The sequence below is a fragment of the Pelagerythrobacter sp. Soil_C_18 genome, assembly GCF_057657235.1.
In genome coordinates, this window is the sequence record NZ_JBDGIU010000003.1 from 228,047 (window position 1) to 251,532 (window position 23,486).

Here is a 23,486-nt window from a genome sequence, read left to right on the forward strand (position 1 = left end):
GGTCACCGCGCGGGAGGCGCCTGCTCCCCGTCGAAGGTGACCTGCACGGTCGCGCGGTCGTAGCCGGCGATCTGCAGCGGGATTGCAAGGTTCTGGCGCACGGCCTCCTTCGCGGCGGTCCGGGCGAGCGTTAGCACTTCGGGGTTCTTCGCGAAGGTGCTCGCCTTGCGTTCGGCCTGGCGCGAGTTGTTCTGGCTGAGGTCGCGGGAGGCGTCACGAGTGATGAACACGCCGTCCTGAAACACGCGCGCCTGCGCCTCGTCGAGGTTGGGGCGCGTGGTCTGGAGTTGCGGCAAGCGCACGGCGAGCTGCTGCGTCTCGGCATTCCAGTCGATCCGTTCGCGTCCGACCTGCGAGAGATCGACGCGGTATTCGACTGTCGCGGGAATGATCATCGCCTGCCGCGAGCGCAGGACCGGTACGCCGAGCACGCCGCGCGTGTCCTCGCTCTCGGCGACGACTTCGAAGCGCGAGGAGAACACTGTCAGCGAATTCTGCTTCTCGAACGCCAGCATCGCGCTGCCGACCGGATCGCCTTCCTCCTGATAGACGAACGCACGCCAGCCAAGCCAGGCGGCGAGAGCGAGGAGGACGATCACGATCATCCACGGTACCGCCTGCACCAGCGCCAGAGGACGCTCGCGGCGGACCTCCTGGCCGAGGGTCTCGCCGCTACGGCGCTTCGTTCTTAAAGGGTTTGCCATACGTCCCCCGAACGGCCGACGAGGCCGCGCCGTTCCAGATCGAGCAGATGCGCGGTAACGCTCATCTCGGCCGCGCCGGTCAGCCGCGGGTCAAGGCCCTTGTACATGCGCGGCACGAAATCGGCCGTGGAATGCGGCGCCTCACCGAGCAGACGCAGGATCTGGTTCTCGCGCTGGCGGCGATGGCCGATCATTCCGCGCACGAGCTGGCGCGGCTTCTCCACCGGTGCGCCGTGCGCCGGGTAGTAGACGCGGTCGTCGCGCTCGTAGAGCCTCTCAAGGCTCTTCATGTAGGCGCCCATGTCGCCGTCTGGTGGGACGACGACGCTGGTGGACCAGCCCATCACATGATCGCCGGTGAACAGCGCACCTGTTTCCTCGAGCGCGAAGCACAGGTGGTTCGACGTGTGACCGGGCGTGTGCACGGCGCGCAAGGTCCAGCCGGGGCCGGTCATCGCCTCGCCGTCCTCCATCACCCGGTCGGGCGCATAGTCGCGGTCGAAACTGGCATCGGCCCGCGGCCCGCTGTCGTCGAGCACCAGCGGCGCGCAGCCGACGATCGGGGCGCCGGTGCGCTCGGCGAGCGGGCGCGCGGCAGGCGAATGGTCGCGGTGCGTGTGCGTGCACATGATCGCGGAAATTCTTGCATCGCCGACGGCTTGAAGGATCGCGTCGATATGCGCCGGATCGTCCGGACCTGGGTCGATCACCGCAACTGCATCGCTTTCGCCGACGATATAGGTCTGCGTGCCGGTGTAGGTGTAGGGCGACGGATTGGGCGCGAGCACACGGCGCACTAGCGGCTCTGGGCGCTCGACCAGTCCGGTCGGCCAAGGCTTTGGAGGGGGACCTGCCATGCGCCCCATATGGGGGCGGTGAGCAGGTGTGTCGAGTTTGGGTCTCGGTAGCCGTTCCGGTGAGCGCCCGCCGCCGCCACTCGTATCGCCCCATCCCAGCTTTCGCTGGAGTGAGGAAAGTGGTTAGGATGAACCGATGGGAGAACACATCCTCGTCCTCGACGCGGGCACGACCTCGACACGCGCAATGCTGTTCGGGGCGGACGGCGCGCTCCACCAGATGGCCCAGCGGGCCCTAACGCAGCACTATCCGCGCCCCGGGTGGGTCGAGCACGACGCGGGCGAGATCTGGCAGCGCACGCTCGCCTGCGCGCGGGAGGTGGTGGCCAAAGCGGGGAGCGCGGAGGCAGTGGCCGCGATCGGTATCACCAACCAGCGCGAGACGGTCGTCGCATGGGACCGCAACACGGGCGAACCGCTCGCTCGTGCGATCGTGTGGCAGGACCGGCGCACCGCGGACCTTTGCGACGAACTCCGTGGGGCAGGGCATGAAGCGGATATCCAGCGGCGCACCGGGCTGGTGCTCGATCCCTACTTCTCCGGCACCAAGATGCGCTGGCTGATCGACAACGATGCTGCAGTGCGCGCCGCGGCCGAGCGCAAGGCGCTGGCACTGGGCACGGTGGAGAGCTGGCTGGTGTTCAAGCTCTCTGGCGGCGCGTTCGTCAGCGACGCGAGCAATGCCAGCCGCACGCTGCTGCTCCCGCTCGACGGCGCGCAGTTCGACGCGGGGCTGTGCGACCTCATCGGCGTGCCGCGCTCGGCGCTCGCACAAGTGGTCGATACGCACGGGACGCTTGCCGAAACGAGCGCCGAGTTGTTCGGCCGCGCAATCACTGTCTGCGGGCTCGCCGGGGACCAGCAGGCGGCCACCGTGGGACAATGTTGCCTCTCCCCGGGGGAGACCAAGGCGACCTACGGCACCGGCGCCTTCGTGCTGACCAATCAGGGGGATGCGCTGCCGCGCTCCGAACATCGGCTGCTGGGCACTGTCCTGACCCAGCGGGGCGGCATGCGGCGCTATGCGCTCGAAGGTTCGGTCTTCGTTGCCGGCAGCCTGGTCCAGTGGCTGCGCGATTCGCTCGGGCTGATCAGCACCGCGGCCGAGACCGAGGCGCTCGCCCGCTCGATTCCCGACAGCGGCGGCGTGACGATCGTGCCTGCGCTCTCGGGCCTTGGCGCGCCGCACTGGCGGGCCGATGCGCGCGCGGTGATCGCCGGGCTGAGCTTCTCCAGCGGCCGGGCACAGATCGCCCGCGCCGCGCTGGAGGCGATGGCGCATCAGACGCACGACCTCGCCGAAGCCTTCGCGGCCGACGGCGCCGCCTGGCAGACGCTGCGCATCGACGGCGGGATGAGCGCGAACGATTGGATGGCGCAGGACCTTGCCAATGTGCTCGGCGTCACGGTCGAGCGGCCGGATTTCGTCGAGACAACGGCGCTGGGCGCGGCGATGCTCGCGGCCGTCGGGGCGGGCATCCACGCGAGCCTCGAGCATGCGGCGCAGGCGATGCGCGGCAAGGTCCGGCGTTTCGAACCGGCCATGGCGGAGGGCACACGCGAGGAGCGTCTCGCGCGCTGGCGCAAGGCGCTGGCAGCCGTCTAGGATTACAGTCTAGATCTCGCTCACCCGATGCCCGAGCCGCTCGTGCAGCCGCAGGATCGCCGGGGGATACATCTCGAATCCATCGTTCCACGCTCGGTCTAGCCGCGCGATCCGCGCATGGAGTCTCCCACTCGCGCGGATCAGATCGCGGACCTGCGGATCGAGCCACGACAGGTTGTCGGGGTCAGCCGGCCGGTCCTCCGGCAGTCTGCCGTGCCGGCGGAGCTGGAACTCAGTCATCTCGCCGTTGAAGAACGCGCGCCGGTTCAGCAGCCAGGCGAGCACGTGCATCACCCGCGTTGTCGTACGCAGCCCTTCGACCGACAGAGCGATGCGCGCGAAGTCGCTCTCGCCGGTCGGAATGTTGTGTTGTGAGAGATCGAACGTGGCGCGCACGTCGTCCGCAAGGATCAGGGCCTCGCAGTAGAGCGATTCGATGATCGTCTGGCTGATGTCCGCGCGGATGCCCATGCCCGAAGGCGCTATCCCAGACGGAGTCGCCGGGCCAGCCGCTGCGTGCCGGTTTTCCCACTTTGATAACAATTGTGCCGTCGCGGGATGGTGGGGCCGACGAACCTTTCCCTTCTCGCCGCGCGAAAATGGAGAGGACTTCGAGAAATCCTACGCGATGATATCGGGCAGCAGCTCGTCCTCGATCGCCGCGATCTGGTCCCGCAGTTTCAGCTTGCGCTTCTTCAGGCGCGCGATCTGCAACTGATCCGCCGAGCCGGAAGCGCGCAGGGCATCGATCGCCGCATCGAGGTCGCGGTGCTCGATTCTCAACGTTGCCAATCGCTTGCGCAGTTCCTGCTCGTTCACCCGAGGTTGCTCCTCCCGGTCGGTTCGACGTGCCTCTGCCCGGTCCCGCCGAAATGCGCAATCTCGGGCCTTCGCAAGCGGGCCGGGTTGTGGTTCTATGCCACTTGCGCGGCTCGCCCGCGAAGGACGAGTCGCTCCATGGCTGCAACCAAGGAGAGCCCGATGGTATCGTCCCACGCCAGCGCACTACAGAACAAGCATGCCGGTCTCGAAAACAGGCTTCGCGATGAAATGAACCGGCCCTCACCCGACGCGGCGGCGATCCAGGCAATCAAGCGACAGAAGCTCCGGATCAAGGAAGAGCTCGCGGAGATCTGATCCCGGGAGACCGGCAAAAGGGGGAGAAGCGGCGCGGGAATCGTTCCAATGTCGGGCGCTTTGTTATAGGCGGCTTGCATGAGCGCAGCCGCAGCCGCACGCCGCATTCTCACCCGCTTGCACGAGGTCATGGCCTCGCGCCTGCACGCGCAGGGCAAGCTCGACCACGTCGTCGACATCATTGCCGAAGCCCTCAATAGCGAGGTCTGCTCGATCTACCTCCTGCGCGAGGGGATGCTGGAGCTGTTCGCGACGCGGGGCCTCAATGCCGAGGCGGTCCACGTGACCCGCATGGCGATAGGCGAAGGTCTGGTCGGCACCATCGCCGACAATGTCGAGACGCTCAATCTGGCCGAGGCCAAGGCGCACCCTGACTTCCAGTACCGGCCCGAAACCGGCGAGGAGAAGTTCCATTCCTTCGCCGGCGTGCCGATCGTCTACCGCGAACGGGCGGTGGGTGTGCTCTGCGTTCAGCATGTCGAGCCGCGCCGTTACGAGGACGTCGAGATCGAGGCGTTGCAGACCACCGCCATGGTGCTCTCCGAACTGATCTCGAACAACGAACTGATCGACGAGGAGGAGGCGCGCGGCCTCACACCCGCCGATACCGGCCCGGCGACGATCTCCGGCTTGCCGCTGGTCAAGGGGCTGGCGAGCGGTGTCGCCGTCTATCACCAGCCGCGCATCACCATCGACCAGGTCATGGCCGAGGACATCGAGGTCGAGCGCCAGCGGGTCTACCGCGCGTTCGACAAGATGCGCGATCAGATCGACAACCTCGCGGCGCGCGCCGAATTCGGTATCGACGGCGAACACGAGGAGGTCCTCGAGACCTACAAGATGTTCGCTTACGACGAAGGCTGGAGCCGGCGGATCAATGAGGCGATCGATGCCGGCCTCACTGCCGAGGCCGCGATCGAGCGTGTCCAGCAGCGCACCCGCATGCGCATGCGCGAGATCGACGACCCGCTGCTGCAGGACCGGATGCACGATCTGGAGGATCTCGCCAATCGCTTGCTGCGGATCGTCTCGGGTCAACTCGGCACCGCAGCGACGCAGGGCCTGCGCGGCGACGCGATCCTGATCGCCAAGAACCTCGGGCCAGCCGAGCTGCTCGAATACGACCGGCGGCGGCTCAAGGGCGTGATCCTGGAGGAAGGCTCGCTCACCGCGCATGTCATCATCGTGGCGCGGGCGATGGGCGTGCCGGTGCTCGGCCGTGTACGGGGACTGCGGGGCATCGTGCAGGAAGGCGATTTCATCCTGCTCGATGCCGACAACGGAACGGCCACCGCGCGCCCCGCGCAGCCGGTGACCGATGCGTTCGAGACGCGCTTCGCCAAATCGCGCCAGCGCCAGGCCGTGTATGCCGAGCTGCGCGACATCGAACCCTTCACCCGCTGCGGCACGCGGATCGAGGTGATGATGAACGCGGGCCTGCGCGACGACATCTCCACCCTTCCGCTGGTGGGCGCCGACGGCATCGGGCTGTTCCGCACCGAGTTCCAGTTCCTTGTCTCGGCCACGTTGCCGCAGCGCGAGCGCCAGTTCCGGCTCTATCGCGACGTGCTCGACGCGGCGGGCGACAAGCCGGTGATCTTCCGCACGGTCGACATCGGCGGCGACAAGGCGCTGCCATACTTGCGCGCGAGCGAGTTCGAGAACGACGAGAACCCGGCCATGGGCTGGCGTGCGTTGCGCCTCGCGCTCGAGCGCGGCGGCTTGCTGAAGGTGCAGGCCCGCGCACTGATCGAGGCGGCCGCGGGCCGCTCGCTCTACGTCATGTTCCCAATGGTCAGCGAACCGTGGGAGTTCGACGCGGCCAAGGCGGTGTTCGACGATCAGCTTGCGTACTTGCGCAAGCAGAAGAAGATCCTGCCCGAAGCGATCCGCTACGGCGCGATGCTGGAGGTGCCGGCGCTGGCCGAAGTGCTCGACCTGCTCCTGCCGCGGGTGTCGTTCCTCTCCATCGGAACCAACGACCTCACGCAGTTCCTGTTCGCAGCGGACCGGGCCAATCCCAAGCTTGCCGAGCGCTACGACTGGCTCAGCCCTGCGATCCTGCGCTTCCTGCGGCGGGTGGCGCAGGCGACCATCGGCAGCGGGGTCGATCTCGGCGTATGCGGCGAGATGGGTGGACGGCGCCTGGAGGCGCTGGCGCTGCTCGGGCTCGGTTTCCGCCGGCTGTCGATCACGCCTGTCTCAGTCGGGCCGATCAAGGAGATCGTGCGCCAGATCGACTTGCGCGAGCTGGAGAAAGCGATGCAGGGCTGGCTTTCCTCGCCGCCCGAAAACATGCGCGCTGCGATCGCCGGATGGGCCTCCGAGCGTGGAATCGAAACCGACTGAGGCCGCTGCGCCAGGCGCGCGGTTCGTCACAAACCACACGCCTGCGTGGACAGGCTGTTCGACAGGGTGGCGCGCGGCGTCCTGTTCGGGTTAAAGAGTGATCAAGCCGCGCTATTTCGGGTACGCTAGGGACGGCATGTCGGACGAATTGAAGGAAGCTCCAGGGGAACTGCCGCTGGATGGGGCAGGGCAGCGTTTGCGCCGCGCGCGCGAAGAGGCGGGCTTGTCGCTCGACCAAGTCGCCGCCGAGACACGCATCCCGCGCAGACATCTCGAGATGATCGAGCGGGGCGATTTCGGTGCATTGCCGGCGCGCACTTACGCCATCGGCTTCTCCCGCACCTACGCCCGGGCTGTCGACCTCGACGAGGGCGAAATCGCGCGCCAGGTCCGCGAGGAACTGGGCGTACCGAGCACCAATGAAGCGACGCGCATCAGCAGCTTCGAGCCCGGCGATCCAGCGCGGGTGCCCAGCCGTGGGCTTGCGTGGTTCAGCGCCTTCGCGGCGCTGCTCCTGATCGGGGGCGGTTTCGCCTACTTCAAGGACTACTTCTTCCCCGGCGCCGGCCCGGGCCCGCTGACGCCGCCGGAGGCGCAGCGCACGCAGGCCCAGGCCGCGGCCGCTCCCACACCGGCTGCGACCCCCACGGGTCCGGTCGTGTTTACTGCTCTGCAGAACGATACCTGGGTCAAGTTCTACGACGCCAACGGTGAGGAACTGATGCAGAAGCAGATGGCCGAAGGGGAAAGCTACACTGTGCCGGCGGATGCCCAAGGCCCGCAGATCTGGACCGGCCGGCCCTATGCCTTCGCGATCACGGTCGGCGGGCGGAGCGTTCCCAAGTTGTCCGAAAAAGATGAGATCATTCGCGACGTCCCCGTCAGTGCCGAAGCCCTGCTCGCGCGCGGGCAGCCGGTGGCGGAGGGCGGGTAAGCCGCGTACGGTTTCCCCCGATTCACGCCTCGCGCGCCTCGACAGCGGGCCGTGCTTGGGGCACAGATTTCATGCCATTCAGGCGTTGTTCGGGCACCGGGCGCTTGGGTGGCCGAGGACTTGAGGGACAGGAGCCAACTCATCATGATCAGCCGCACGAGTCGTGCAATCTTCGGGGCACTGGCGATCGTATCTCTCGGGGCTGCGTCCGCCCCGGCGTTGGCGCAGGACGGGAGCGCGGATACACGCCTGCGCAAGCTCGAAGCCGAAGTGCGCGCCCTGCAGCGCGCCGTCTTCCCGGGGCCGAACGGGCGCTTCTTCCAGCCCGAGATCACCGGCGCCGCGCCTGCGCAGAACACGCAGCAGGCGCCGCCGTCGACCACCGCGGTGACCGACATTCTCGCGCGGCTCGACGCGCTGGAGACGCAGATCCAGTCGCTGACGTCGCAGATCGAACGCAACACCAACTCGCTGAGCGAGTTCGAAACGCGGCTCTCCGCGATCGAGGTGACAAGCACCGCGCCGGCCGGGCAGACCGGCACCCCTAGCGCTCCGCAGCAGAACCTTTCGGTGATGACGGGTGGCGCATCCGCATCTGCGCCGCCGCCTCCCCCGCCGCCGGCATCAACGCCGTCCGCCAGCGGTCCGAGTCCCCAACGGCTCGCCGCGGTGCAGGCCGTTGCCAAGCCCCAGACCGACGATCCGGGCGACGACGAATATTCCTACGGCTTCCGCCTGTGGGAAGCGGGCTTCTATCCCGAAGCGCAGCAACAGCTCGCGCTCTTCGTGGAGAAGTATCCGAACCACTGGCGCACGAGTTATGGTCTCAACCTGCTTGGCCGGGCCTACCTCGACGATGGTAAGCCGGCAGAGGCGGCGCCCTGGTTCCTCAAGAACTACCAGGCCGACAAGCAGGGCGTCCGCGCGCCCGACAGTCTGCTCTACCTTGCCGAGGCGATGATCGCGGCCAAGGATACGAGCCGCGCCTGCATCGCGCTGGCCGAGTTCGCCGAAACCTATCCGGCGATCGCGGCCGGTCGCCTGTCCGACCAGTACGAGGCGGACCGGAAGAAGGTTACGTGCAATTGATAGGCCGGTCGACCCCGACCGCGTAGCGCGCTTCCGGGTCGATCTCGCGCGGATCGGGCCGGAAGCCGGACGGCTGGGCCTCGCCGTTTCGGGCGGGCCCGACAGCCTCGCCATGCTGCTGCTCGCGCATGGGGCCTTTCCCGGCGAAGTAGAGGCGGCAACCGTCGATCACGGTCTTCGTCCGGAGAGCGCGGACGAGGCGGCGATGGTCAAACGCCTCTGCGCCGAGCTTGCCGTGCCGCATGCCACCCTTCGGGTCGCGGTTGCCGGCGGCAATCTTCAGGACGGGGCGCGCAAGGCGCGTTACGCGGCGCTCGAAGGCTGGGCACGCGGGCGGGAGCTTGCTGCCGTCGCCACCGCGCATCACGCCGACGATCAGGCCGAGACCCTGCTGATGCGCCTCAACCGCGCGAGCGGCGCGGCCGGGCTCGCCGGGGTGCGTGCGCGGGCTCATGTGCCGGGCAGCGATCTCCTGCTGCTGCGCCCGCTGCTCGGCTGGCGGCGGGCAGAGCTTCAAGCGGTGCTCGACGCCGCCGGGGTCGTTGCCGCGCAGGATCCGTCCAACGCCGACGAGCGGTTCGACCGCGTGCGCATGCGCCAGGCGCTGGCGGGCGCCGACTGGCTCGACATCGCGGCGATGGCCCAGAGCGCCGGTCACCTCGCCGATGCCGACGACGCGCTGCAATGGGCGGCGGATCGCGAGTGGGAGGCGCAGGTGGAGGCGCAGGCCGGCGGCTACCTCTATCGTCCCCGAGCCCCGCGCGCGATTCGGCTGCGGGTTCTGGCTAGAGCCGCAGGTCTGCTCGGCGGCGCCCCCCGCGGCGGCGCGCTGGCGCAGCTCGACGCTGCTCTCATGCGCGGATCGGCCGCAAACTGCGGTGGCGTCGCGGGGCGGAGCACCGCCGAAGGCTGGCTGCTCGAGCCCGAACCACCCCGGCGAGCCGGATAGGAAGGCCTCCGCCACCAAGCATCGACGGCCCCGCAGTGGTTAGATGATCGAATCCCCGAGCTGCATCGTCTCGCCGCGGGTGATGATGACTTTGTCGCCCTTCTTGGCGACCGCGAACAGGCGGCTGGCGAGTTCGTCGGGAATGGCGATGCAGCCGTGGCTGGCGTAGCCGTTCTCGACCACCGAGCCGCCGTGGATTGCAACCCCGTCGCTGGTCAGCCGCAGGGTCCAGGGCATTGGCGCATTGCCGTATTTCTCCGAGACGTTGTGGCGTTCCTTGCTGATGATCGGGAAAGTGCCGAGCGGGGTCGGGTGCTCCTTGGTGCCGAGCATGGCGGCCGCGGCGCCGATCTCGTAACCGTTCCGGAAGATCGAGACCACGCGCGCGTCGAGATCGACGGTGACGACCAGCGGTCCGTCGGGCACGCCCTCGTCGTCCCAGTGCCACTCGCCGTACTTGATCGGCCCTTCGATCGGCAGGATGCGCTTGACCACGAAGGCTTCCTCGCTGGTCGACGATGCGGGTGTCAGGGCAGCATCGCCGCTCGTGGCGGCAGGCCCGGACTCGCCATTGGTCGTGCCTTCGGGCGATTCCGCCAGCGCGGCCTCGTCGATCGGAATCGCCTGCTCGAGCGCGGGCGCATCGTTCGTTTCCGGCGTATCCCACAGGTGGCTCGCCAGAGTGGCTCCGCCGAGCAGAAGAACGAGTGCGGCGGTTGCTCCGCCGATCCATTTGAGCATCGGGTCCATGGGCGGGACTATGCGCCCGCCGCGACGCCACGGCCAGCCTGCTGCACGCCGCGTCCCGCAAGGGGACGCCGGGCGCGCGGAGGTTAACGCCCGAGCGCGGCGGCCTCGCGCGCCACTCGCTCGACCTGCTCACGGTCCGGCGCGCCGCGCGGCGCGACCCAGCTCCCGCCGACGCAGAGCACCGGATCGAACGCGAGCCACTCGGCCGCATTGTCGAGCCCGATCCCGCCCGTGGGGCAGAACCGACAGGCACCGAAGGGCGCAGCAAGGGACTTGAGCGCGGGCAAGCCGCCCGCAGCCATCGCCGGGAAGAACTTGAAATGCGTAAGGCCGAGGTCGAGCCCGCGCATGATGTCGCCGGCGTTTGCGATGCCGGGAAGGAACGGCACGCCGCGGCGGATTGCGGCCTGCGCGAGCGGATCGGTCAAGCCGGGCGAGACGATGAATTCGCTACCGGCGGCGAGCGCGTCTTCGAGATCGCGCGGATTGGCGACCGTGCCTGCGCCGACGATCGCGCCGGGCACCTGCTTCATCGCCGCGATCGCGGACAGCGCGGCCGGGGTGCGCAAGGTCACTTCGAGCACGCGCAGGCCGCCGGCGACGAGCGCCTCGGCCAGCGGCACGGCGTGGTCGAGCTCGTCGATCACGATCACCGGGATCACCGGGGCAGTGCGCATCAGCGCGTCGATATCGGTCATGTCAAAGTCCTGCGGTGGCGAGCATGGCCGAGCCGCCCTGTTCGGCGCCGTCGGCGAAGTTGCGGAACATGGCGAAGAGTTCGCGCCCGGTACCCAGTTCGGGCTGGGGATCGGGCGCCGGCTCGCGCGCGTCGAGATCGGCCGTGGTCGAGAGTTCGCCGGTCACCGCGCAGACGCGGACCACGTCGCCGTCGCGCAGCCGCGCCAGCGGTCCGCCGCCGAGCGCCTCGGGCGTGCAGTGGATCGCCGCCGGCACTTTGCCGCTGGCGCCGGACATGCGCCCGTCGGTGACGAGCGCCACGCGGTAGCCGCGGTCCTGCAGAACCCCGAGCGCGGGGGTCAGCTTGTGCAGCTCCGGCATACCGTTGGCGCGGGGCCCCTGGAAGCGGACGACGACGACGACGTCGCGGTCGAGCTCGCCCGTCTTGAACGCCTCGGCCACGTCGCGCTGCGTCTGGAACACCCGGCACGGCGCCTCGATCGTCCAGCGCTCCTGTTCGACTGCGCTCGACTTGAAGCATGCGCGGCCGAGATTGCCCTGGACCAGCCGCATGCCGCCGTCAGTCTGGAACGGGTCGGAAACGGGGCGCAGCATCTCGAGATTGCCGCTGGGGCCGGGAGCGCGCCACACCAGCGTGAGCTCCTGCGGGGACGGCTTCTTCAGATCGTCCGTGATCTGGGCGGCCGGGTTCCCGTCGGTGCGGGGGGCGTCGTCCCGCTCCCGGCTTTCGCCGAGCCCGGGCTCCAGCGCATAGTTGGAGAGATCGCCGTCGCTTACGGTCAGCACGTCGCGGTGCGCGAGACCGGCCTCGAGCAACTCGCCGATCACGTAGCCGATGCCGCCGGCCTCGTGGAAATGGTTCACGTCGCCCGCGCCGTTGGGATAGACGCGCGCGAGCAGGGGCACCGCGCGCGACAGCTCGGCCAGATCGTTCCAGTCGAAGCGGATGCCCGCGGCGCGGGCCATGGCCGGGATGTGGATCGCATGGTTGGTGGATCCGCCGGTAGCGAGCAGGCCGATCGCAGCGTTGACGATCGCCTTCTCGTCCACGCAGCGGGCGAGCGGGCGATAATCGTCGCCCTTCTGCCCGATCGCGGCAACCCGGTGCACCGCCGCTCGGTCGAGCGCCTGGCGCAGCTTGGTGCCCGGTTGCACGAAGGCCGCACCGGGGACGTGCAGGCCCATCAGCTCCATCATCATCTGATTGGAGTTGGCGGTGCCGTAGAACGTGCAGGTGCCCGGCGAATGATAGCTGCCGAGTTCGCTCGCGAGCAGCTCGTCGCGCCCCACTTTGCCCTCCGCATAGAGCTGGCGGACGCGCTGCTTCTCCTTGTTCGGAATGCCGGTCGGCATCGGCCCGCCGGGCACGAAGATCACCGGCAGGTAGCCGAAGCGCAGCGCGCCGATCAGCAGCCCGGGCACGATCTTGTCGCAGATGCCGAGCATCAGCGCGCCGTCGAACACGGCATGGCTCAGCGCGACGCCGGTGGAGAGCGCGATCACGTCGCGGCTGAACAGCGACAGCTCCATGCCGGTTTCGCCCTGCGTCACGCCGTCGCACATCGCCGGAGTGCCGCCCGCGACTTGCGCGGTGGCGCCGGCTTCGCGGGCGTAGATCTTCAGTCGCTCAGGGTAGCGGCCATAAGGCTGATGCGCCGAGAGCATGTCGTTGTAGGACGTGACGATGCCGATGTTCGGCAGGGTCCCCGACTTGAGCTCCGGCTGATCGTGCAGCGTGCCGGCATAGGCATGCGCGAGGTTCGAGCACGAGACCGCGCCCCGATCGGGCCGGTTGTCCGCCTCGCGCTGCATGAGGTCGAGATAGGCCGCGCGGCTGCCGCGCGAGTTCTCGATCACGCGCTGCGTGACGCGGTGGACGGTGTCGTTGAGGGTCATATGATCCTCTCCGTTCGCGGGAGGATGTTTGCGAAACTACTCATGCCAGGTCACTCCGTCGCGCTCGGCCAGCGCAATCGCGGCGCTCGGGCCCCAGGTGCCGGCGCTGTAGGGGCGGGGCGTGAGCCCCTGTTCTGCCCAGCCCGCGCGGATCGCATCGATCCATTCCCATTGCGCCTCGACCTCGTCGCGGCGGACGAACAGCGTCTGGTCGCCTTCCATGAGGTCGAGCAGCAGCCGCTCGTAAGCGATCCGCCGCACCGCGCCGGAGAACGCATCGGGCATCGAGATGTCGAGCGGCACCGAGCGCAGGCGGATGCCTTCCCGATCGAGCCCCGGCACCTTGGCCATCAGCGACAGGTGCACATTCTCTTCCGGCTGGATGCCGATGACGAGGCGGTTGGGCTGCATACGCGCGCCCTTGTCCTCGAAGATCGAGTGCGGAACGCTGCGGAACTGCACGACGATTTCGGTCACCCGCTCGGGCAGGCGCTTGCCGGTGCGCAGGTAGAAGGGCACGCCCTTCCAGCGCCAGTTATCGACGTGCGCCTTGATCGCGACGTAAGTCTCGGTGTCGGAATGCTTGCCCAGTTCCTCGTCGTAGCCGGGTACGGACTCGCGCTGGATCGCGCCGGCGCGATACTGGCCGGTCACTGTCTCGCCTTCGGCCACCCGGCGCAGCGCGCGCAGGACCTTGACCTTCTCATCGCGCACCGAAGTCGCGTTGAAATTGCCCGGCGGCTCCATCGCGACGAGCGCGATGAGCTGGAGCATGTGGTTCTGCACCATGTCGCGCAGGGCGCCGGCGTCGTCGTAAAAGGCGACGCGTCCTTCAAGGCCGACCGTTTCCGCCACGGTGATCTGAACGTGGTCGATGTGGCTTGCGTTCCACAGCGGCTCGAACAGGATGTTGGCGAAGCGCAGCGCGAGCAGGTTCTGCACCGTCTCCTTGCCGAGATAGTGGTCGATGCGGAAGATCCGCTCTTCGGGGAAAGCCGCCGCGACCGCGTCGTTGATCTCGCGGCTGGTTTCCAGATCGGTGCCGAGCGGCTTTTCCAGGCACATGCGCACATGCGGCCCGTCGAGCCCGGCGTGCTGAAGGCCGCGGATCGTCGGTTCGAACAGGCTGGGCGCGGTGGAGAGGAAGATTGCGATTCCGCGCTTCGGCTCGCCGACCTTGGCGGCGAGTTCCTTGTAGCCTTCCAGCGTCGTCGCATCGAGCGGCTGGTAGCTCAGGCGGTTGAGAAACTCGGCCATGCCGCCGCGGCGATTGGCGGGCAGGAACTTCTCGAGCGCGGCGCGCGCGAAGTCGCGAAACTCGGCATCGCTCATATCGGAACGGGCAGTGCCGACGATCTTGAGATCGGGCGCCAGCAGGTCGTCGTGATCCAGCGCGCAAAGCGAGGGGAGCAGCATACGCTGCGCCAGATCGCCCGTCGCGCCGAACAGGACCAGACGGTCCGCAGTGAAGCTCATGCGCATATGCCTTTCGCTCTTCGCTTCCCTGTCTAGGAAACCGTGTCGATCCATACCAGTGTGCCGCATACATATTCAGGCTCGCTTGCGCTTTTGCCCGGTCTTCCCGATAGGGAACGGCGATGAAACGGCGGCCGACTTCGATCGATGTGGCAGAACGGGCGGGCGTAAGCCAGTCCACCGTGTCGCGCGCGCTTGCCGGGTCCGAAGTGATTACCGAAGCGACCCGTGCGCGCGTGCTGCGCGCGGCGGAGGAGATCGGCTATTTCGTCGACGAGCGTGCCGCCCGGCTGCGGCGCGGTTCCACCGGCACGCTCGCGGTCGTGGTGATCTGCCGGCCGGGCGAAAGCGCCGCGGACATCAACCCGTTCTCCTATATGCTGCTCGGCAGCGTCTGCCTCGCCGCGTCGGAGCGTGGGTTCGAAACGCTGGTTTCATTCCAGGCGCGCGAGGAGCAGTTCTTCGGCCATTACGAGGAGCGCGGCTGGGCCGATGGGCTGGTGGTGATCGGCACCACGACCAACCGCGCCGCGTGGGACTATTTCCGCGGGCTCGAGAAAGCCGAGCGGCGGGTGGTCTACTGGGGCTCGCCGTTCGACGATCTCGAATGGGTCCGCTCCGACAACCGCGCCGCCGGTCGCTTGGCGGTCGAGCACCTGCTTGCGCAAGGCTACCGCGCGCCCTGCTTCCTCGGCGCGATCGATTCCCCGCAGCACCAGTTCGCCGAGCGCTATGAGGGCTATTGCGAGGGCATGCGCGCCGCCGGGCTGGAGCCCTGCCTGGTGCCGACGCGCGACGGTACCACGCGCGAGGAGGAGGGGGCCGCGGCTGTCGAAGCCTGGCTCGGCCAGGGCGGCGAGGCCGATGCGATCTTCGCCGCCTGCGATGCCATGGCGCTGGGCGCGCTCGACGCCCTCAAACACCGCGGCGTGGCCGTGCCGGGCGCGTTCGGCCTCGCGGGTTTCGACGATCTGCCGGCGGCGCGTTTCGTCCAGCCGACCCTGACCACGATCGCCCCCGACCCCGCCGCCGCCGGCTCGCTGCTGGTCGATGCCCTGTTCAACGCCGGCGAAGACGCGCCGCTGCGGCGAGTGCCGGTGGCGTTGATCGCGCGGGGGAGCACGGCGAGGTAGCGAGGTTTGCTTTGCTCGATCCTCCCCATTTGGCTTCGCAAAATGGGGAGGATCTCAGGATCTTTAGTGCCTACCCATGCGCCCCGAATTCGTTGGCGATGGCGGTGGTGATCCGTAGGCTCAGCGCATGCGCGCGTTCGATCGGCGCGATGAAGTCGTGTTCGATCGCGGCATAGCCCTCGGCGCCGCCGTCGGGGTAGTCCGACGGCTCGTCGAGCACGTAGTCCGAAGGGCCGGGGAAGCGCGTCGGAAAGGCGCGGCGGAGCTGCGCCAGCGCTTCGTCGATCCGCAGCGTCAGGACCATCTCGATCACGTCGCCGCGGCTGATGTCGTTGGCGCGGCTGAAGGCGGGGACCGAGACCGCGCGCAGGAACATGAACTGCAGCAGCGCCATCCGCAGCGCCTGGAGCACCCCGATCCGCCGGCGAACCAGCTCGCGGTTCTCCATCGGCGCTTCGTCGGGCAGCAGCTCGAGCAGCCGGTGGAGCTTCAACCCATCGATCCGCAGGCGCGAGGCGAGGCGGCGGAACACGCCCGCTCGGTCGTCCTTGACGAGGTATTCCGCCAGCGCCGCGCAGGCGTTCGCGATGTCGCTCTCGGTGCCGCGGTAGGTGCGGCTGGCCCAATAGGCGGAGTTGAACAGCTCGCCGTAGGCCGCGACCGTCTTGATGCTCCCGAGCGCGTTAGACGCTCGCACGAGCCGCACGAGCTGCCGCCCGCGCGCGCTTTCGCTCAGCAGGCTGGCGATCTCCTCGCGGTTGCCTTCGGCCGCGCTGCCCATCCCGGCGATCACGTTCACGGGGTAGCCGAGCTGCTGCAGCACGGCGTTGTGCGGGATTGCGCGGATCTGGCGCAGGCTCATCTCGCGGTCCGACAACAAGTCCGACTGCCGGCGCGAGACGCGGCTGCCGGTCGTGTTTAGCAGGCCGAGCCCGAAGGCGGTGACGGCGCGGCTGTAGGTCCGGCTTTCGAGATGCTCGTGCTGGTGGTCGCGGATCGCGCGATAGAAATCGAGGCTCAGGTCGGTGCGGCGATAGAACGGATCGGCCGGCGCATCGACGTCGGTCTCCGCCGGGCGCAGCTCGGCGATCCGCGTCAGCGTCGCGAGCGCGAGTTCGGGGTTGGCGAAGAACAGATACCCGTCGCCGCCCTGAAACGTGACTTCGGGCTCGATCCGAATGCCCGCGCGGGCGAAGCGCCGGCGCGCCCAGGGCGAGAGCGGCCACTCGAGCCGGTCGGCGAAGCCGCCGGGATGCGCGCCGCGGCCCATGCTTTCGCCGTGCGTGTCGAAGATCAGCGCGGCCACATCGGTCAGGCCGTTCGCAGCCATCGCATCGGCCAGCCTGCCCTGCAGCCGCTCGATCGCGAGGCTCGCCGGGATCTGCCCGACGAAGCGGCCGGCGTCGGAAAAGCCGGTCTGGACACACACACGCCCGCGCCGCCGCGCATAGTCGCGGTAGATGTCCTCCGCCAGCAGCGCATCGAGGAAGCGGCCGCCGTGCTCCAGTGCGGTTTCGGTCTCGAACAGGGGCGAGACGTCGACTTTGTCCTCGACCCCGAACAGCCGCGCGAAATAAAGCGCGGCGAGCACCGTTGCGGGCTGCTCGCACTCGGCGACGAGCATGCGGATCGGCGCGTCGGCGTCGATGTGGCGCAGGATCTGCGCCATGGCGAGGAACTGGCGGATCGCGGTCGAACTCTCGATCGCGAGCGCGGCGAAATTGCTCCTGAGCGGCGTCGCCTCGGCGATCAGCGTGCGCAGCGTAGCGAGTGCGCCCTGGCTCGACAGGTCCAGCGTCTCGCCGCCTTCGAGCCGCCCGCGGATGGCGTTGTGAAGCTGCTTGGCGTTCACGCGGAAATGGATTCCGCCCATGCCGAGTCCGTCGGCCCGCATCGCGGCGGCGAGCGTCTTGAGCGCGACCGCGCGGTCGTCCTCTGTGTCCGCCGCTTCGCGCTCGAGGCTGTCGATCAGCGGGGCGAGCGAGAGCAGCTTGGCGGAATCGTCCGCCGTCAGCCGGTTGGCCGCCGACGAAAGCGCTTCCGCCTCGTCGAGCGGTTCGGCGAAGGTGGCGGCGCACTCGGCGGTGTGCGTCTGCGCGGCCCGCAGCGTATCGAGCACCGGGTGCGCGGGGTCGATCGCGGCGAGCGTGTCCGCATAGCGCCCGAGCCGTTCCGCCTTCTCCGCCAGACGGAACCCGATCGAGGTGTGCCAGCCGATGTCGGTCCGCCCGTCCATGTCGTAGCCGACCCAGGTCGCGAAACGGAACGGTACCGGCGAAAACGCATGCCACTCTCCCGGCCAGCGCTCCCGCGCGGTGCTCAGCAGATGGCCCACGATCCTGTCGCGCGCGTCCTGCGCCCGGGCGAGCGCCGCCATGGCCTGCGCGTGCTCGAATGCGAGCGTGATCGCTGGCCGCTCGGGCGAAGCGGCACAGGCGCTCTTGCCGATCGCGCCCTCGCTCGCGGCGGTGGATGCAACCGCCTCGGACTGCGCGGGCGTGAGCAGGAACGTCGGGTGCGCGGTGAACACGGCGTGGAGCTGCGGGCGCTCCCAGGCCGCGCGGAATTCCGCAAAGCTCGACGCGTCCAGGCATGCTGCAAGGGCGTCCTCGTTCGCCTGCGGTTCGACCGGCGCCACCAGCCGCCGCAGCCGCCCCGCGCGTGTCATCAACGCATCGCATTCCAGCTCGGCGATCAGCCCTTCGGCGCCGACTAGGTCGAGTTCGCCGCTCTCGAGCATGCGCGACAGCTCGAGCGAGAGCTGGAACACGGGGTTGAACAACGGCGATTCCTGCGTCTGTTCGTGCAGTACGGCCAGGCGGTCGGCAAGCTGGGCGACACTCGTCATTGGTTCATTCCGTGCTCTGCGACGAAGGCGGCGGCCGCGCCGAACAAGCCCGGCTGCGGGTGGACGATCAGCTTGACCGGGATCGAGCCCATCAGCCCGGCGAAGCGGCCCTTGGCGCGGAACCGGTCGGCAAAGCCCGAGGTGAGCAGCGTCTCTCGAATGCGGTAGCCGAGCCCCCCGGCGATCACCACGCCGGCAAATCCGCCCTGGACCAGCGCGATGTCGCCCGCGACCGAGCCGAGCGAGAGGCAGAACCGGTCGACCGCGGCGGCGGCTAGGCTGTCCTCGCCGCTCAACCCCTTGGTCCAGATCTCGACGTCGTCGCACTCGGGGACCGAGCGCCGCTCCATCGCGGCAAGCGTCTGGTAGATGTCCACGATCGCGGGCCCGGCCACGACCCGCTCCGCCGAGACACGCATGTGCCGCTTCCGCAGCCGCGCGAGGATCGCGTCCTCGATCAGGTCCAGCGGAGCGAAGTCCGCATGACCGCCTTCGGTCGCCTGTACGCGGTACTGGCCGCCCGAACGCCACAGGTGCGCGACGCCCAGCCCGGTGCCGGGGCCGAGCACGCTGATCGTCCCTTCCGATCCGAGCGGCTCGTCCGGCCCGGTGATATGCAGGAACTGATCCTCCGGCGCGCGCGCTACGGCATGCGCGACCGCCTCGAAATCGTTGACGATGCAATAGCGTTCGGCGCCCAGCTTGGGCTTCACCAGCGCGGGGCGGATGATCCAGGGATTGTTGGTGAAGCGGATCACGTCGCCGCCGACGGGCCCGGCGATCGCCATGCTCACCGCATCGGGTAGCGTGCCGCCCTGGCGCTGGCGGAAATCCTCCCAAGCGGTCTGAAAGCTGGCGTGATCTTCGGTGTGAAGCGTTTCCGGCTCACTCAGCGAGATCGCACCGTCTTCGCCGATCGACGCGATCGCGAAGCGGGCGTGCGTGCCGCCGATATCCACCACGACCAGATCCATCCCGATCCTTCCCCTTTTTCCTCTTGCTCCCTTGGTAGCAGCCGCGCCGCACCATGCCCACGCGCCGCATACATATTCACACGCCGCGTGTAACGGTGACCTGCTTCTCGAGAAATTCCGTCGGTCCGAAGCTGGTGAGGAAGCTCACATCCGCGGCGTCGCGCCCGACACCGATCTTCACGATCTCGTCCGGCCGGGTCATGCCCGTGGCGTCGACCAGGAACCAGGCGCCGCCGCCCGGGGTGGTCGGGTCGGTCAGGAACACCTCGGCGACCGCGTGGAAATCGGGCGGGTCGACGCCCGGCGCGAAGCAGCTCACGAAGCGCGCGGGAATGCCCGAGGCGCGGGCAAGCATGACCATGACATGCGCGAAATCGCGGCAGATTCCGCGCCGCTCGATGAAGCTGTCGAGCGCGGTCGTGTTGGCGGTGCTGCAGCCGGGCTCGTAGGTGAGATTCCGCGCGATCCAGTCGTGGATCGCCGCAACCCGCGCGCCGCCCTCGCTGCCGCCGAACTCGGCCTCCACGAACGGCTGGAACCGATCGGCCGGGCAATAGCGCGAATCGAACAGATACTGCACCGCCTCGCCCGGCAAGTCGTGCGGCAGCAGGTATTCGAGGCTTCCGATATCGGCAGGCAGCCGCTTAACGGCGACCTTGGCCTTGTACGAAACGTCGTAGCGGCCCTCCGCACGGATCCACACCCGCTCGCCGATGTCGTCCTGCGCCGAAATGCGCGCGAAGTGCTCGCCCCTGGTCACCCAGGTGTCGGTCTCGAGCAGCGTCTGCTCGGGGATTATCGCCGCCTCGAACTGCAGCAGCACGTCGGTCACCTTCTCCATGCGGAAGGCGAAGGCGAGATCGATCGATATGGGCATACTCCGCCAACGCGGCGGAGGCGCACTTGTTTCGGGCTATTCTCCAGCCACGTGCAGCGCCACTTCGCGGCGGTGCGGGCGGGCGCGGTGCTCGGCGAGGAACAGGCCTTGCCAAGTGCCGAGCATCATTCGTCCGCCGGAGACCGGGATCGAGTGGGTGACGCCGGTGAGCGCCGCCTTGAGGTGGGCGGGCATGTCGTCGGGTCCCTCGTCGTCGTGCGCGTAGACGCTGCTCTCGGGCGCGACGCGGCCGAGCCAGGCGATCAAGTCGTGCTGCACAGCGCGGGCGGCGTTCTCGTTGATCAGCAGCGAGGCCGAGGTGTGGCGGCACATGGCGGTGAGCAGGCCGGTCTCGATCCCGGTGGAGGCGAGCCAGTCGGCGACCTCGCGCGTGATCTCGGTCAGGCCCGGCCCGCGGGTGTCGAAGGCGAGCGTGGTGGCGTGATGCGGCATGGCACCCATATAGGCGGCATGGGTTTCCAGCGCGACCTCTTCGCCCCCGAAGGGCAGGCCATGGCACCGCCGGTGCCCGGCATGCTGCTGATCGAGGATGCGGTTTCCGCCGAGGAGGAACGCGCGCTCGAAGCGCGGATCGACGCGGCGCCGCTGGAGCCGTTCCAGTTCGGCCAGTGGCGCGGCAAGCGACTGACGGCGAACTACGGCTCGGCCTACGACTACCAGCGCGGCAGGGTGGCCGAGGCGCCGCCGCTGCCCGAGTGGATCGAGGCCCAGCGCGCGAGACTGGCGCCGCTCGTCGGCCGCGATCCGCGAGCGTTCGTCCAGGCGCTGCTGATCCGCTACGATCCCGGCGCGGGCATCGGCTGGCACCGAGACCGGCCGCAATACGGCGAGGTGCTCGGCCTCTCGCTCTCGGCGCCTGCGGTCCTGCGCCTGCGCCGCCGCACGGCGCAGGGGTTCGAGCGCCGCAGCGTCGAACTGCCGCCACGCTCGCTCTACCTGCTGAGCGGCGAGGCGCGCGAGGCATGGGAGCACTCGATCGCCCCCATGGCCGTCACCCGCCGCTCTCTGACGCTGCGGACGCTGCGCTAGACGTCAGAAATCGGCTGAGATCGACGCCTTCACCGTGCGGGGGCGGCCCTGCAGCAGCCGCGCGCCGGAGCTTGCGAAGGCGGTATAGGCCGACGCCCAGTAGTCCTCATCGGTGACGTTATCGACCGTCAGTCGCAGCGTCACAGGCGTCGTTCCGGCTGCGAAGACGTAGCGGGCCCCCAGATCGAAGCGCGTCCAGCCATCGATTTCGAGCGTGTTCGTATTGTTCGCGAACTGCTCCCCAGTATGCACGGCGCGCCCGGTCAAGGTCAGGCCGGGCACGAAGGGCAGATCCCATTCGACATTGGCGTTGACCGTGTAGTCGGGCACTCCGAGCGCGGTGCTGCCTTCGTTGACCCCGCCGGGGGTGGATACCAGCTTGGCGTCGACGACGGTGCCCCCGCCAATCAGGCGCAGGCCTTCGGCGAATTCGCCGGCAACGAAGAATTCGATGCCGCGATTGCGTTGGCTGCCGAAGTCGCTGAACAGCAGTGCACCGGGCCTGTCCGGATCCGGTCCCAGGAAGAAGCTCGGCTGCTTGGTTTCGAAGACGGAAAGACCGGCGCTGGCGATGCCGACGTCTGCCTTGGCGCCGACTTCGTACTGCACCGACTTCGAAGGGGGAAGGATCGCGCCGGCGTTGGTGACGGGGAGGAGGGGACCGTCCGGATTGTCGGGGTCAACGCCCGATTGAGGTGCCTCGAGCCCCTGCGCCAGGCCCTCGATGCGGTTGGCGAAGATCGAGATGTAGGGCTTGGGCTTGAACACGATGCCCGCCACCGGAGTCACCGCGCTTTCCTTGTAGGGATCGTCCAGCCCCGCCTTGAGCTCCTGCAGCCTCAGGCCGCCAGTGATCAGGATACGGTCGTCCCACAACCCGATCGTATCGGACGCGAAGACGCTGAACTGCCGCGAACGGTTGGACACCGGCGGATCGTTGAGATCGCCCGATTGGAAGGTGGACTCGGTGGGCAGGTCCACGACGGCCGGATCGTAGAGATTTGTGTCGTAAGGCGCGCGGAAATCGAAGGCGGTGCGGAATTCCTGCCAGCTCGCATTGGCCCCGAAGTTGATCTCATGCGTGATCGTGGACCCCAACTTGACGCGCATTCCCGCCTCGACCGCCTCGTTGTTGAGGCGGGCGGGTATGATCGATGCGCTGCCCGTCCCCGCGCCGCTTTGCGCATCGGTCACGGTAACCGTGTTGTACACGCCCTCTTCGTTGCCATCGAGCACGCCACCGGTGACATAGAACATGGCGTTGTCGGCCACGTCGTATTCGAAGCGCGCCAGGCCGAAGATATCGCGCAGTTCGGTGCGGCTGAACGGCTGGCCGTAGTTCAGATCGCTCTCTGGCGTATCCGGTATCGCATCGGCGGCGACCACGACCATCGGCCGCAGGCGACCCACTTCCATCCGCTGGTAGGCTGCATCGAGGAAGAACCGCGCGTTCTCCCCCTGCCAGTCGAACGAACCGCCGGCGACCAGCGTCTCGCGAAATTCGTCGTCGATCGCGACGTCGCCGCTTCGGTAGGCGGCGTTGATGCGGGCCCCCATGCTCTCGCCGCTGCCGAAGCGGCGCGAGACATCGATGCTTCCCCCGAGGTGAGCACTGGAAACGTAGTTGGCGGTGACTCGGGTCAGCGGGTCTGGCGCTGCACGCTTGAGCTGAAGATTGACGTTGCCGCCGAGCCCGCTGCCGCCCGGCGAAGCGCCGTTGAGGAATGCGCTCGCGCCGTTAAGCACCTGCACTCCCGAATAGAGTTCCGGCGCGACGAGTTGACGTGGCGTGATCCCGTAGAGGCCGTTCATGCCGACGTCGTCGCCGAACAGCTGGAAACCGCGGATGACGAACTGCTCGGCCGCATTGCCGAAGCCATAGGTCGTACGCACCGAGGGATCGTTCTCCAGCACTTCGCCAAGGGTCAGCGGCTGTTGATTGACGATCAGTGTCTCGTCGAATGTTCGCACGACGAAGGGCACGTCGAGCGAATGCTTGTTGCCCAGCGCACCCAGATCGCCACGATTGGTGACCTCGGTCGCGTTGGCGCGCTGCGCGGTGACGACGATCTCCTCCGCGCTATCTTGCGCAAGAGCGGGCGCGGCAGTGGCGGCGAGCGCGAGGGCGGAGGCCGTGAAGGCGTAACGAACGGTCATG

Annotated in this window: 22 protein-coding genes; 8 read left to right on the top strand and 14 right to left on the bottom strand. The window is 68.3% G+C overall.

The window, feature by feature from the left end; translation table 11 throughout:
• Nucleotides 1–2: 2 nt before the first annotated feature.
• Together AC3A5N_RS09135 and AC3A5N_RS09140 are read right to left on the bottom strand one after the other, a co-directional pair.
• The gene (locus AC3A5N_RS09135; RefSeq protein WP_487737010.1) at nt 3–704 is read right to left on the bottom strand and encodes a DUF4230 domain-containing protein; all 702 of its coding nucleotides are present in this window, start codon (nt 702–704) and stop codon (nt 3–5) included.
• On the bottom strand, nt 689–1,561 hold the full coding sequence (locus tag AC3A5N_RS09140; RefSeq protein ID WP_487737011.1) for an MBL fold metallo-hydrolase: 873 nt from the start codon (nt 1,559–1,561) through the stop codon (nt 689–691). The genes AC3A5N_RS09135 and AC3A5N_RS09140 overlap by 16 nt, the downstream gene beginning before the upstream one ends.
• Nucleotides 1,562–1,697: 136 nt before the next feature.
• On the opposite strand from AC3A5N_RS09140, the gene AC3A5N_RS09145 reads away from it, so the two are divergent.
• Nucleotides 1,698–3,167, top strand: a complete 1,470-nt coding sequence (locus tag AC3A5N_RS09145) for a glycerol kinase (RefSeq protein WP_487737012.1) — start codon at nt 1,698–1,700, stop codon at nt 3,165–3,167.
• A 9-nt stretch (nt 3,168–3,176) separates the two neighbouring features.
• Here the strand turns inward: AC3A5N_RS09145 and AC3A5N_RS09150 are convergent, their stop codons facing one another.
• Nucleotides 3,177–3,638, bottom strand: a complete 462-nt coding sequence (locus AC3A5N_RS09150; protein WP_487737013.1) for a DUF1465 family protein — start codon at nt 3,636–3,638, stop codon at nt 3,177–3,179.
• 150 nt (nt 3,639–3,788) lie between these two features.
• Entirely contained in the window at nt 3,789–3,986 is a 198-nt protein-coding gene (locus AC3A5N_RS09155; protein WP_119513928.1) for a YdcH family protein, read from the bottom strand.
• 138 nt (nt 3,987–4,124) lie between these two features.
• On the opposite strand from AC3A5N_RS09155, the gene AC3A5N_RS09160 reads away from it, so the two are divergent.
• The 4 genes from AC3A5N_RS09160 (at nt 4,125) to AC3A5N_RS09175 (ending at nt 8,676) form a co-directional block, all read left to right on the top strand.
• Nucleotides 4,125–4,304, top strand: a complete 180-nt coding sequence (locus AC3A5N_RS09160; protein ID WP_487737014.1) for a YdcH family protein — start codon at nt 4,125–4,127, stop codon at nt 4,302–4,304.
• 78 nt (nt 4,305–4,382) lie between these two features.
• The gene (gene ptsP / locus AC3A5N_RS09165; RefSeq protein WP_487737015.1) at nt 4,383–6,653 is read left to right on the top strand and encodes a phosphoenolpyruvate--protein phosphotransferase; all 2,271 of its coding nucleotides are present in this window, start codon (nt 4,383–4,385) and stop codon (nt 6,651–6,653) included.
• A gap of 136 nt (nt 6,654–6,789) precedes the next feature.
• On the top strand, nt 6,790–7,587 hold the full coding sequence (locus AC3A5N_RS09170) for a helix-turn-helix domain-containing protein (RefSeq protein ID WP_487737016.1): 798 nt from the start codon (nt 6,790–6,792) through the stop codon (nt 7,585–7,587).
• A 144-nt stretch (nt 7,588–7,731) separates the two neighbouring features.
• The gene (locus tag AC3A5N_RS09175; protein ID WP_487737017.1) at nt 7,732–8,676 is read left to right on the top strand and encodes a tetratricopeptide repeat protein; all 945 of its coding nucleotides are present in this window, start codon (nt 7,732–7,734) and stop codon (nt 8,674–8,676) included.
• Here AC3A5N_RS09175 and AC3A5N_RS09180 read toward each other — a convergent pair.
• Nucleotides 8,663–8,806 carry a hypothetical protein gene (locus AC3A5N_RS09180; RefSeq protein WP_487737018.1) on the bottom strand — a complete coding sequence of 48 codons (144 nt, stop codon included), beginning with the start codon at nt 8,804–8,806 and terminating at the stop codon, nt 8,663–8,665. The genes AC3A5N_RS09175 and AC3A5N_RS09180 overlap by 14 nt on opposite strands.
• On the opposite strand from AC3A5N_RS09180, the gene tilS reads away from it, so the two are divergent.
• The gene (gene tilS / locus AC3A5N_RS09185; RefSeq protein ID WP_487737019.1) at nt 8,789–9,625 is read left to right on the top strand and encodes a tRNA lysidine(34) synthetase TilS; all 837 of its coding nucleotides are present in this window, start codon (nt 8,789–8,791) and stop codon (nt 9,623–9,625) included. The genes AC3A5N_RS09180 and tilS overlap by 18 nt on opposite strands.
• Nucleotides 9,626–9,664: 39 nt before the next feature.
• On the opposite strand, the gene AC3A5N_RS09190 is transcribed toward tilS, so the two are convergent.
• The 4 genes from AC3A5N_RS09190 to zwf form a co-directional block, all read right to left on the bottom strand.
• The gene (locus AC3A5N_RS09190; RefSeq protein ID WP_487737020.1) at nt 9,665–10,375 is read right to left on the bottom strand and encodes a L,D-transpeptidase family protein; all 711 of its coding nucleotides are present in this window, start codon (nt 10,373–10,375) and stop codon (nt 9,665–9,667) included.
• 83 nt (nt 10,376–10,458) lie between these two features.
• Nucleotides 10,459–11,073 (bottom strand): bifunctional 4-hydroxy-2-oxoglutarate aldolase/2-dehydro-3-deoxy-phosphogluconate aldolase, encoded by a 615-nt coding sequence (eda, locus tag AC3A5N_RS09195; RefSeq protein WP_487737021.1) that lies wholly within the window; start codon nt 11,071–11,073, stop codon nt 10,459–10,461.
• 1 nt (nt 11,074) lies between these two features.
• Nucleotides 11,075–12,970, bottom strand: a complete 1,896-nt coding sequence (locus AC3A5N_RS09200; protein ID WP_487737022.1) for a dihydroxy-acid dehydratase domain-containing protein — start codon at nt 12,968–12,970, stop codon at nt 11,075–11,077.
• 36 nt (nt 12,971–13,006) lie between these two features.
• Nucleotides 13,007–14,446, bottom strand: coding sequence for a glucose-6-phosphate dehydrogenase (gene zwf, locus AC3A5N_RS09205; RefSeq protein WP_487737023.1), 1,440 nt, complete (start codon nt 14,444–14,446; stop codon nt 13,007–13,009).
• A 122-nt stretch (nt 14,447–14,568) separates the two neighbouring features.
• Here zwf and AC3A5N_RS09210 point away from each other — a divergent pair, with 122 nt between their 5' ends.
• Nucleotides 14,569–15,579, top strand: a complete 1,011-nt coding sequence (locus AC3A5N_RS09210) for a LacI family DNA-binding transcriptional regulator (RefSeq protein WP_487737024.1) — start codon at nt 14,569–14,571, stop codon at nt 15,577–15,579.
• 70 nt (nt 15,580–15,649) lie between these two features.
• Here the strand turns inward: AC3A5N_RS09210 and AC3A5N_RS09215 are convergent, their stop codons facing one another.
• The 4 genes from AC3A5N_RS09215 to AC3A5N_RS09230 form a co-directional block, all read right to left on the bottom strand.
• Nucleotides 15,650–18,427, bottom strand: coding sequence for a phosphoenolpyruvate carboxylase (locus tag AC3A5N_RS09215; protein ID WP_487737025.1), 2,778 nt, complete (start codon nt 18,425–18,427; stop codon nt 15,650–15,652).
• Nucleotides 18,424–19,401 (bottom strand): glucokinase, encoded by a 978-nt coding sequence (glk, locus tag AC3A5N_RS09220; protein ID WP_487737026.1) that lies wholly within the window; start codon nt 19,399–19,401, stop codon nt 18,424–18,426. The genes AC3A5N_RS09215 and glk overlap by 4 nt, the downstream gene beginning before the upstream one ends.
• 76 nt (nt 19,402–19,477) lie before the next feature.
• Nucleotides 19,478–20,278, bottom strand: coding sequence for a transglutaminase-like domain-containing protein (locus AC3A5N_RS09225; RefSeq protein ID WP_487737027.1), 801 nt, complete (start codon nt 20,276–20,278; stop codon nt 19,478–19,480).
• 36 nt (nt 20,279–20,314) lie between these two features.
• The gene (locus AC3A5N_RS09230) at nt 20,315–20,731 is read right to left on the bottom strand and encodes a secondary thiamine-phosphate synthase enzyme YjbQ (protein WP_487737028.1); all 417 of its coding nucleotides are present in this window, start codon (nt 20,729–20,731) and stop codon (nt 20,315–20,317) included.
• A gap of 18 nt (nt 20,732–20,749) precedes the next feature.
• Between AC3A5N_RS09230 and AC3A5N_RS09235 the strand changes: the two genes are divergently transcribed.
• Nucleotides 20,750–21,328, top strand: coding sequence for an alpha-ketoglutarate-dependent dioxygenase AlkB (locus AC3A5N_RS09235; RefSeq protein ID WP_487737029.1), 579 nt, complete (start codon nt 20,750–20,752; stop codon nt 21,326–21,328).
• 3 nt (nt 21,329–21,331) lie between these two features.
• Here the strand turns inward: AC3A5N_RS09235 and AC3A5N_RS09240 are convergent, their stop codons facing one another.
• On the bottom strand, nt 21,332–23,485 hold the full coding sequence (locus tag AC3A5N_RS09240; RefSeq protein WP_487737030.1) for a TonB-dependent receptor: 2,154 nt from the start codon (nt 23,483–23,485) through the stop codon (nt 21,332–21,334).
• Nucleotide 23,486 lies beyond the last annotated feature (1 nt).

Bases quoted from the DNA above. Each gene is read 5' to 3' on its own strand.
- AC3A5N_RS09180 (WP_487737018.1), bottom strand. From the start codon at position 8,806: ATGCGCGAGCAGCAGCATGGCGAGGCTGTCGGGCCCGCCCGAAACGGC.
- AC3A5N_RS09200 (WP_487737022.1), bottom strand. From the start codon at position 12,970: ATGACCCTCAACGACACCGTCCACCGCGTCACGCAGCGCGTGATCGAG.
- AC3A5N_RS09230 (WP_487737028.1), bottom strand. From the start codon at position 20,731: ATGCCGCATCACGCCACCACGCTCGCCTTCGACACCCGCGGGCCGGGC.
- AC3A5N_RS09170 (WP_487737016.1), top strand. From the start codon at position 6,790: ATGTCGGACGAATTGAAGGAAGCTCCAGGGGAACTGCCGCTGGATGGG.
- ptsP (WP_487737015.1), top strand. From the start codon at position 4,383: ATGAGCGCAGCCGCAGCCGCACGCCGCATTCTCACCCGCTTGCACGAG.
- AC3A5N_RS09225 (WP_487737027.1), bottom strand. From the start codon at position 20,278: ATGCCCATATCGATCGATCTCGCCTTCGCCTTCCGCATGGAGAAGGTG.
- AC3A5N_RS09190 (WP_487737020.1), bottom strand. From the start codon at position 10,375: ATGGACCCGATGCTCAAATGGATCGGCGGAGCAACCGCCGCACTCGTT.
- AC3A5N_RS09160 (WP_487737014.1), top strand. From the start codon at position 4,125: ATGGCTGCAACCAAGGAGAGCCCGATGGTATCGTCCCACGCCAGCGCA.
- AC3A5N_RS09150 (WP_487737013.1), bottom strand. From the start codon at position 3,638: ATGGGCATCCGCGCGGACATCAGCCAGACGATCATCGAATCGCTCTAC.
- glk (WP_487737026.1), bottom strand. From the start codon at position 19,401: ATGGATCTGGTCGTGGTGGATATCGGCGGCACGCACGCCCGCTTCGCG.
- AC3A5N_RS09215 (WP_487737025.1), bottom strand. From the start codon at position 18,427: ATGACGAGTGTCGCCCAGCTTGCCGACCGCCTGGCCGTACTGCACGAA.
- AC3A5N_RS09135 (WP_487737010.1), bottom strand. From the start codon at position 704: ATGGCAAACCCTTTAAGAACGAAGCGCCGTAGCGGCGAGACCCTCGGC.
- AC3A5N_RS09140 (WP_487737011.1), bottom strand. From the start codon at position 1,561: ATGGCAGGTCCCCCTCCAAAGCCTTGGCCGACCGGACTGGTCGAGCGC.
- tilS (WP_487737019.1), top strand. From the start codon at position 8,789: ATGCTGCTGCTCGCGCATGGGGCCTTTCCCGGCGAAGTAGAGGCGGCA.
- AC3A5N_RS09175 (WP_487737017.1), top strand. From the start codon at position 7,732: ATGATCAGCCGCACGAGTCGTGCAATCTTCGGGGCACTGGCGATCGTA.
- eda (WP_487737021.1), bottom strand. From the start codon at position 11,073: ATGACCGATATCGACGCGCTGATGCGCACTGCCCCGGTGATCCCGGTG.
- AC3A5N_RS09145 (WP_487737012.1), top strand. From the start codon at position 1,698: ATGGGAGAACACATCCTCGTCCTCGACGCGGGCACGACCTCGACACGC.
- AC3A5N_RS09240 (WP_487737030.1), bottom strand. From the start codon at position 23,485: ATGACCGTTCGTTACGCCTTCACGGCCTCCGCCCTCGCGCTCGCCGCC.
- zwf (WP_487737023.1), bottom strand. From the start codon at position 14,446: ATGAGCTTCACTGCGGACCGTCTGGTCCTGTTCGGCGCGACGGGCGAT.
- AC3A5N_RS09210 (WP_487737024.1), top strand. From the start codon at position 14,569: ATGAAACGGCGGCCGACTTCGATCGATGTGGCAGAACGGGCGGGCGTA.
- AC3A5N_RS09235 (WP_487737029.1), top strand. From the start codon at position 20,750: ATGGGTTTCCAGCGCGACCTCTTCGCCCCCGAAGGGCAGGCCATGGCA.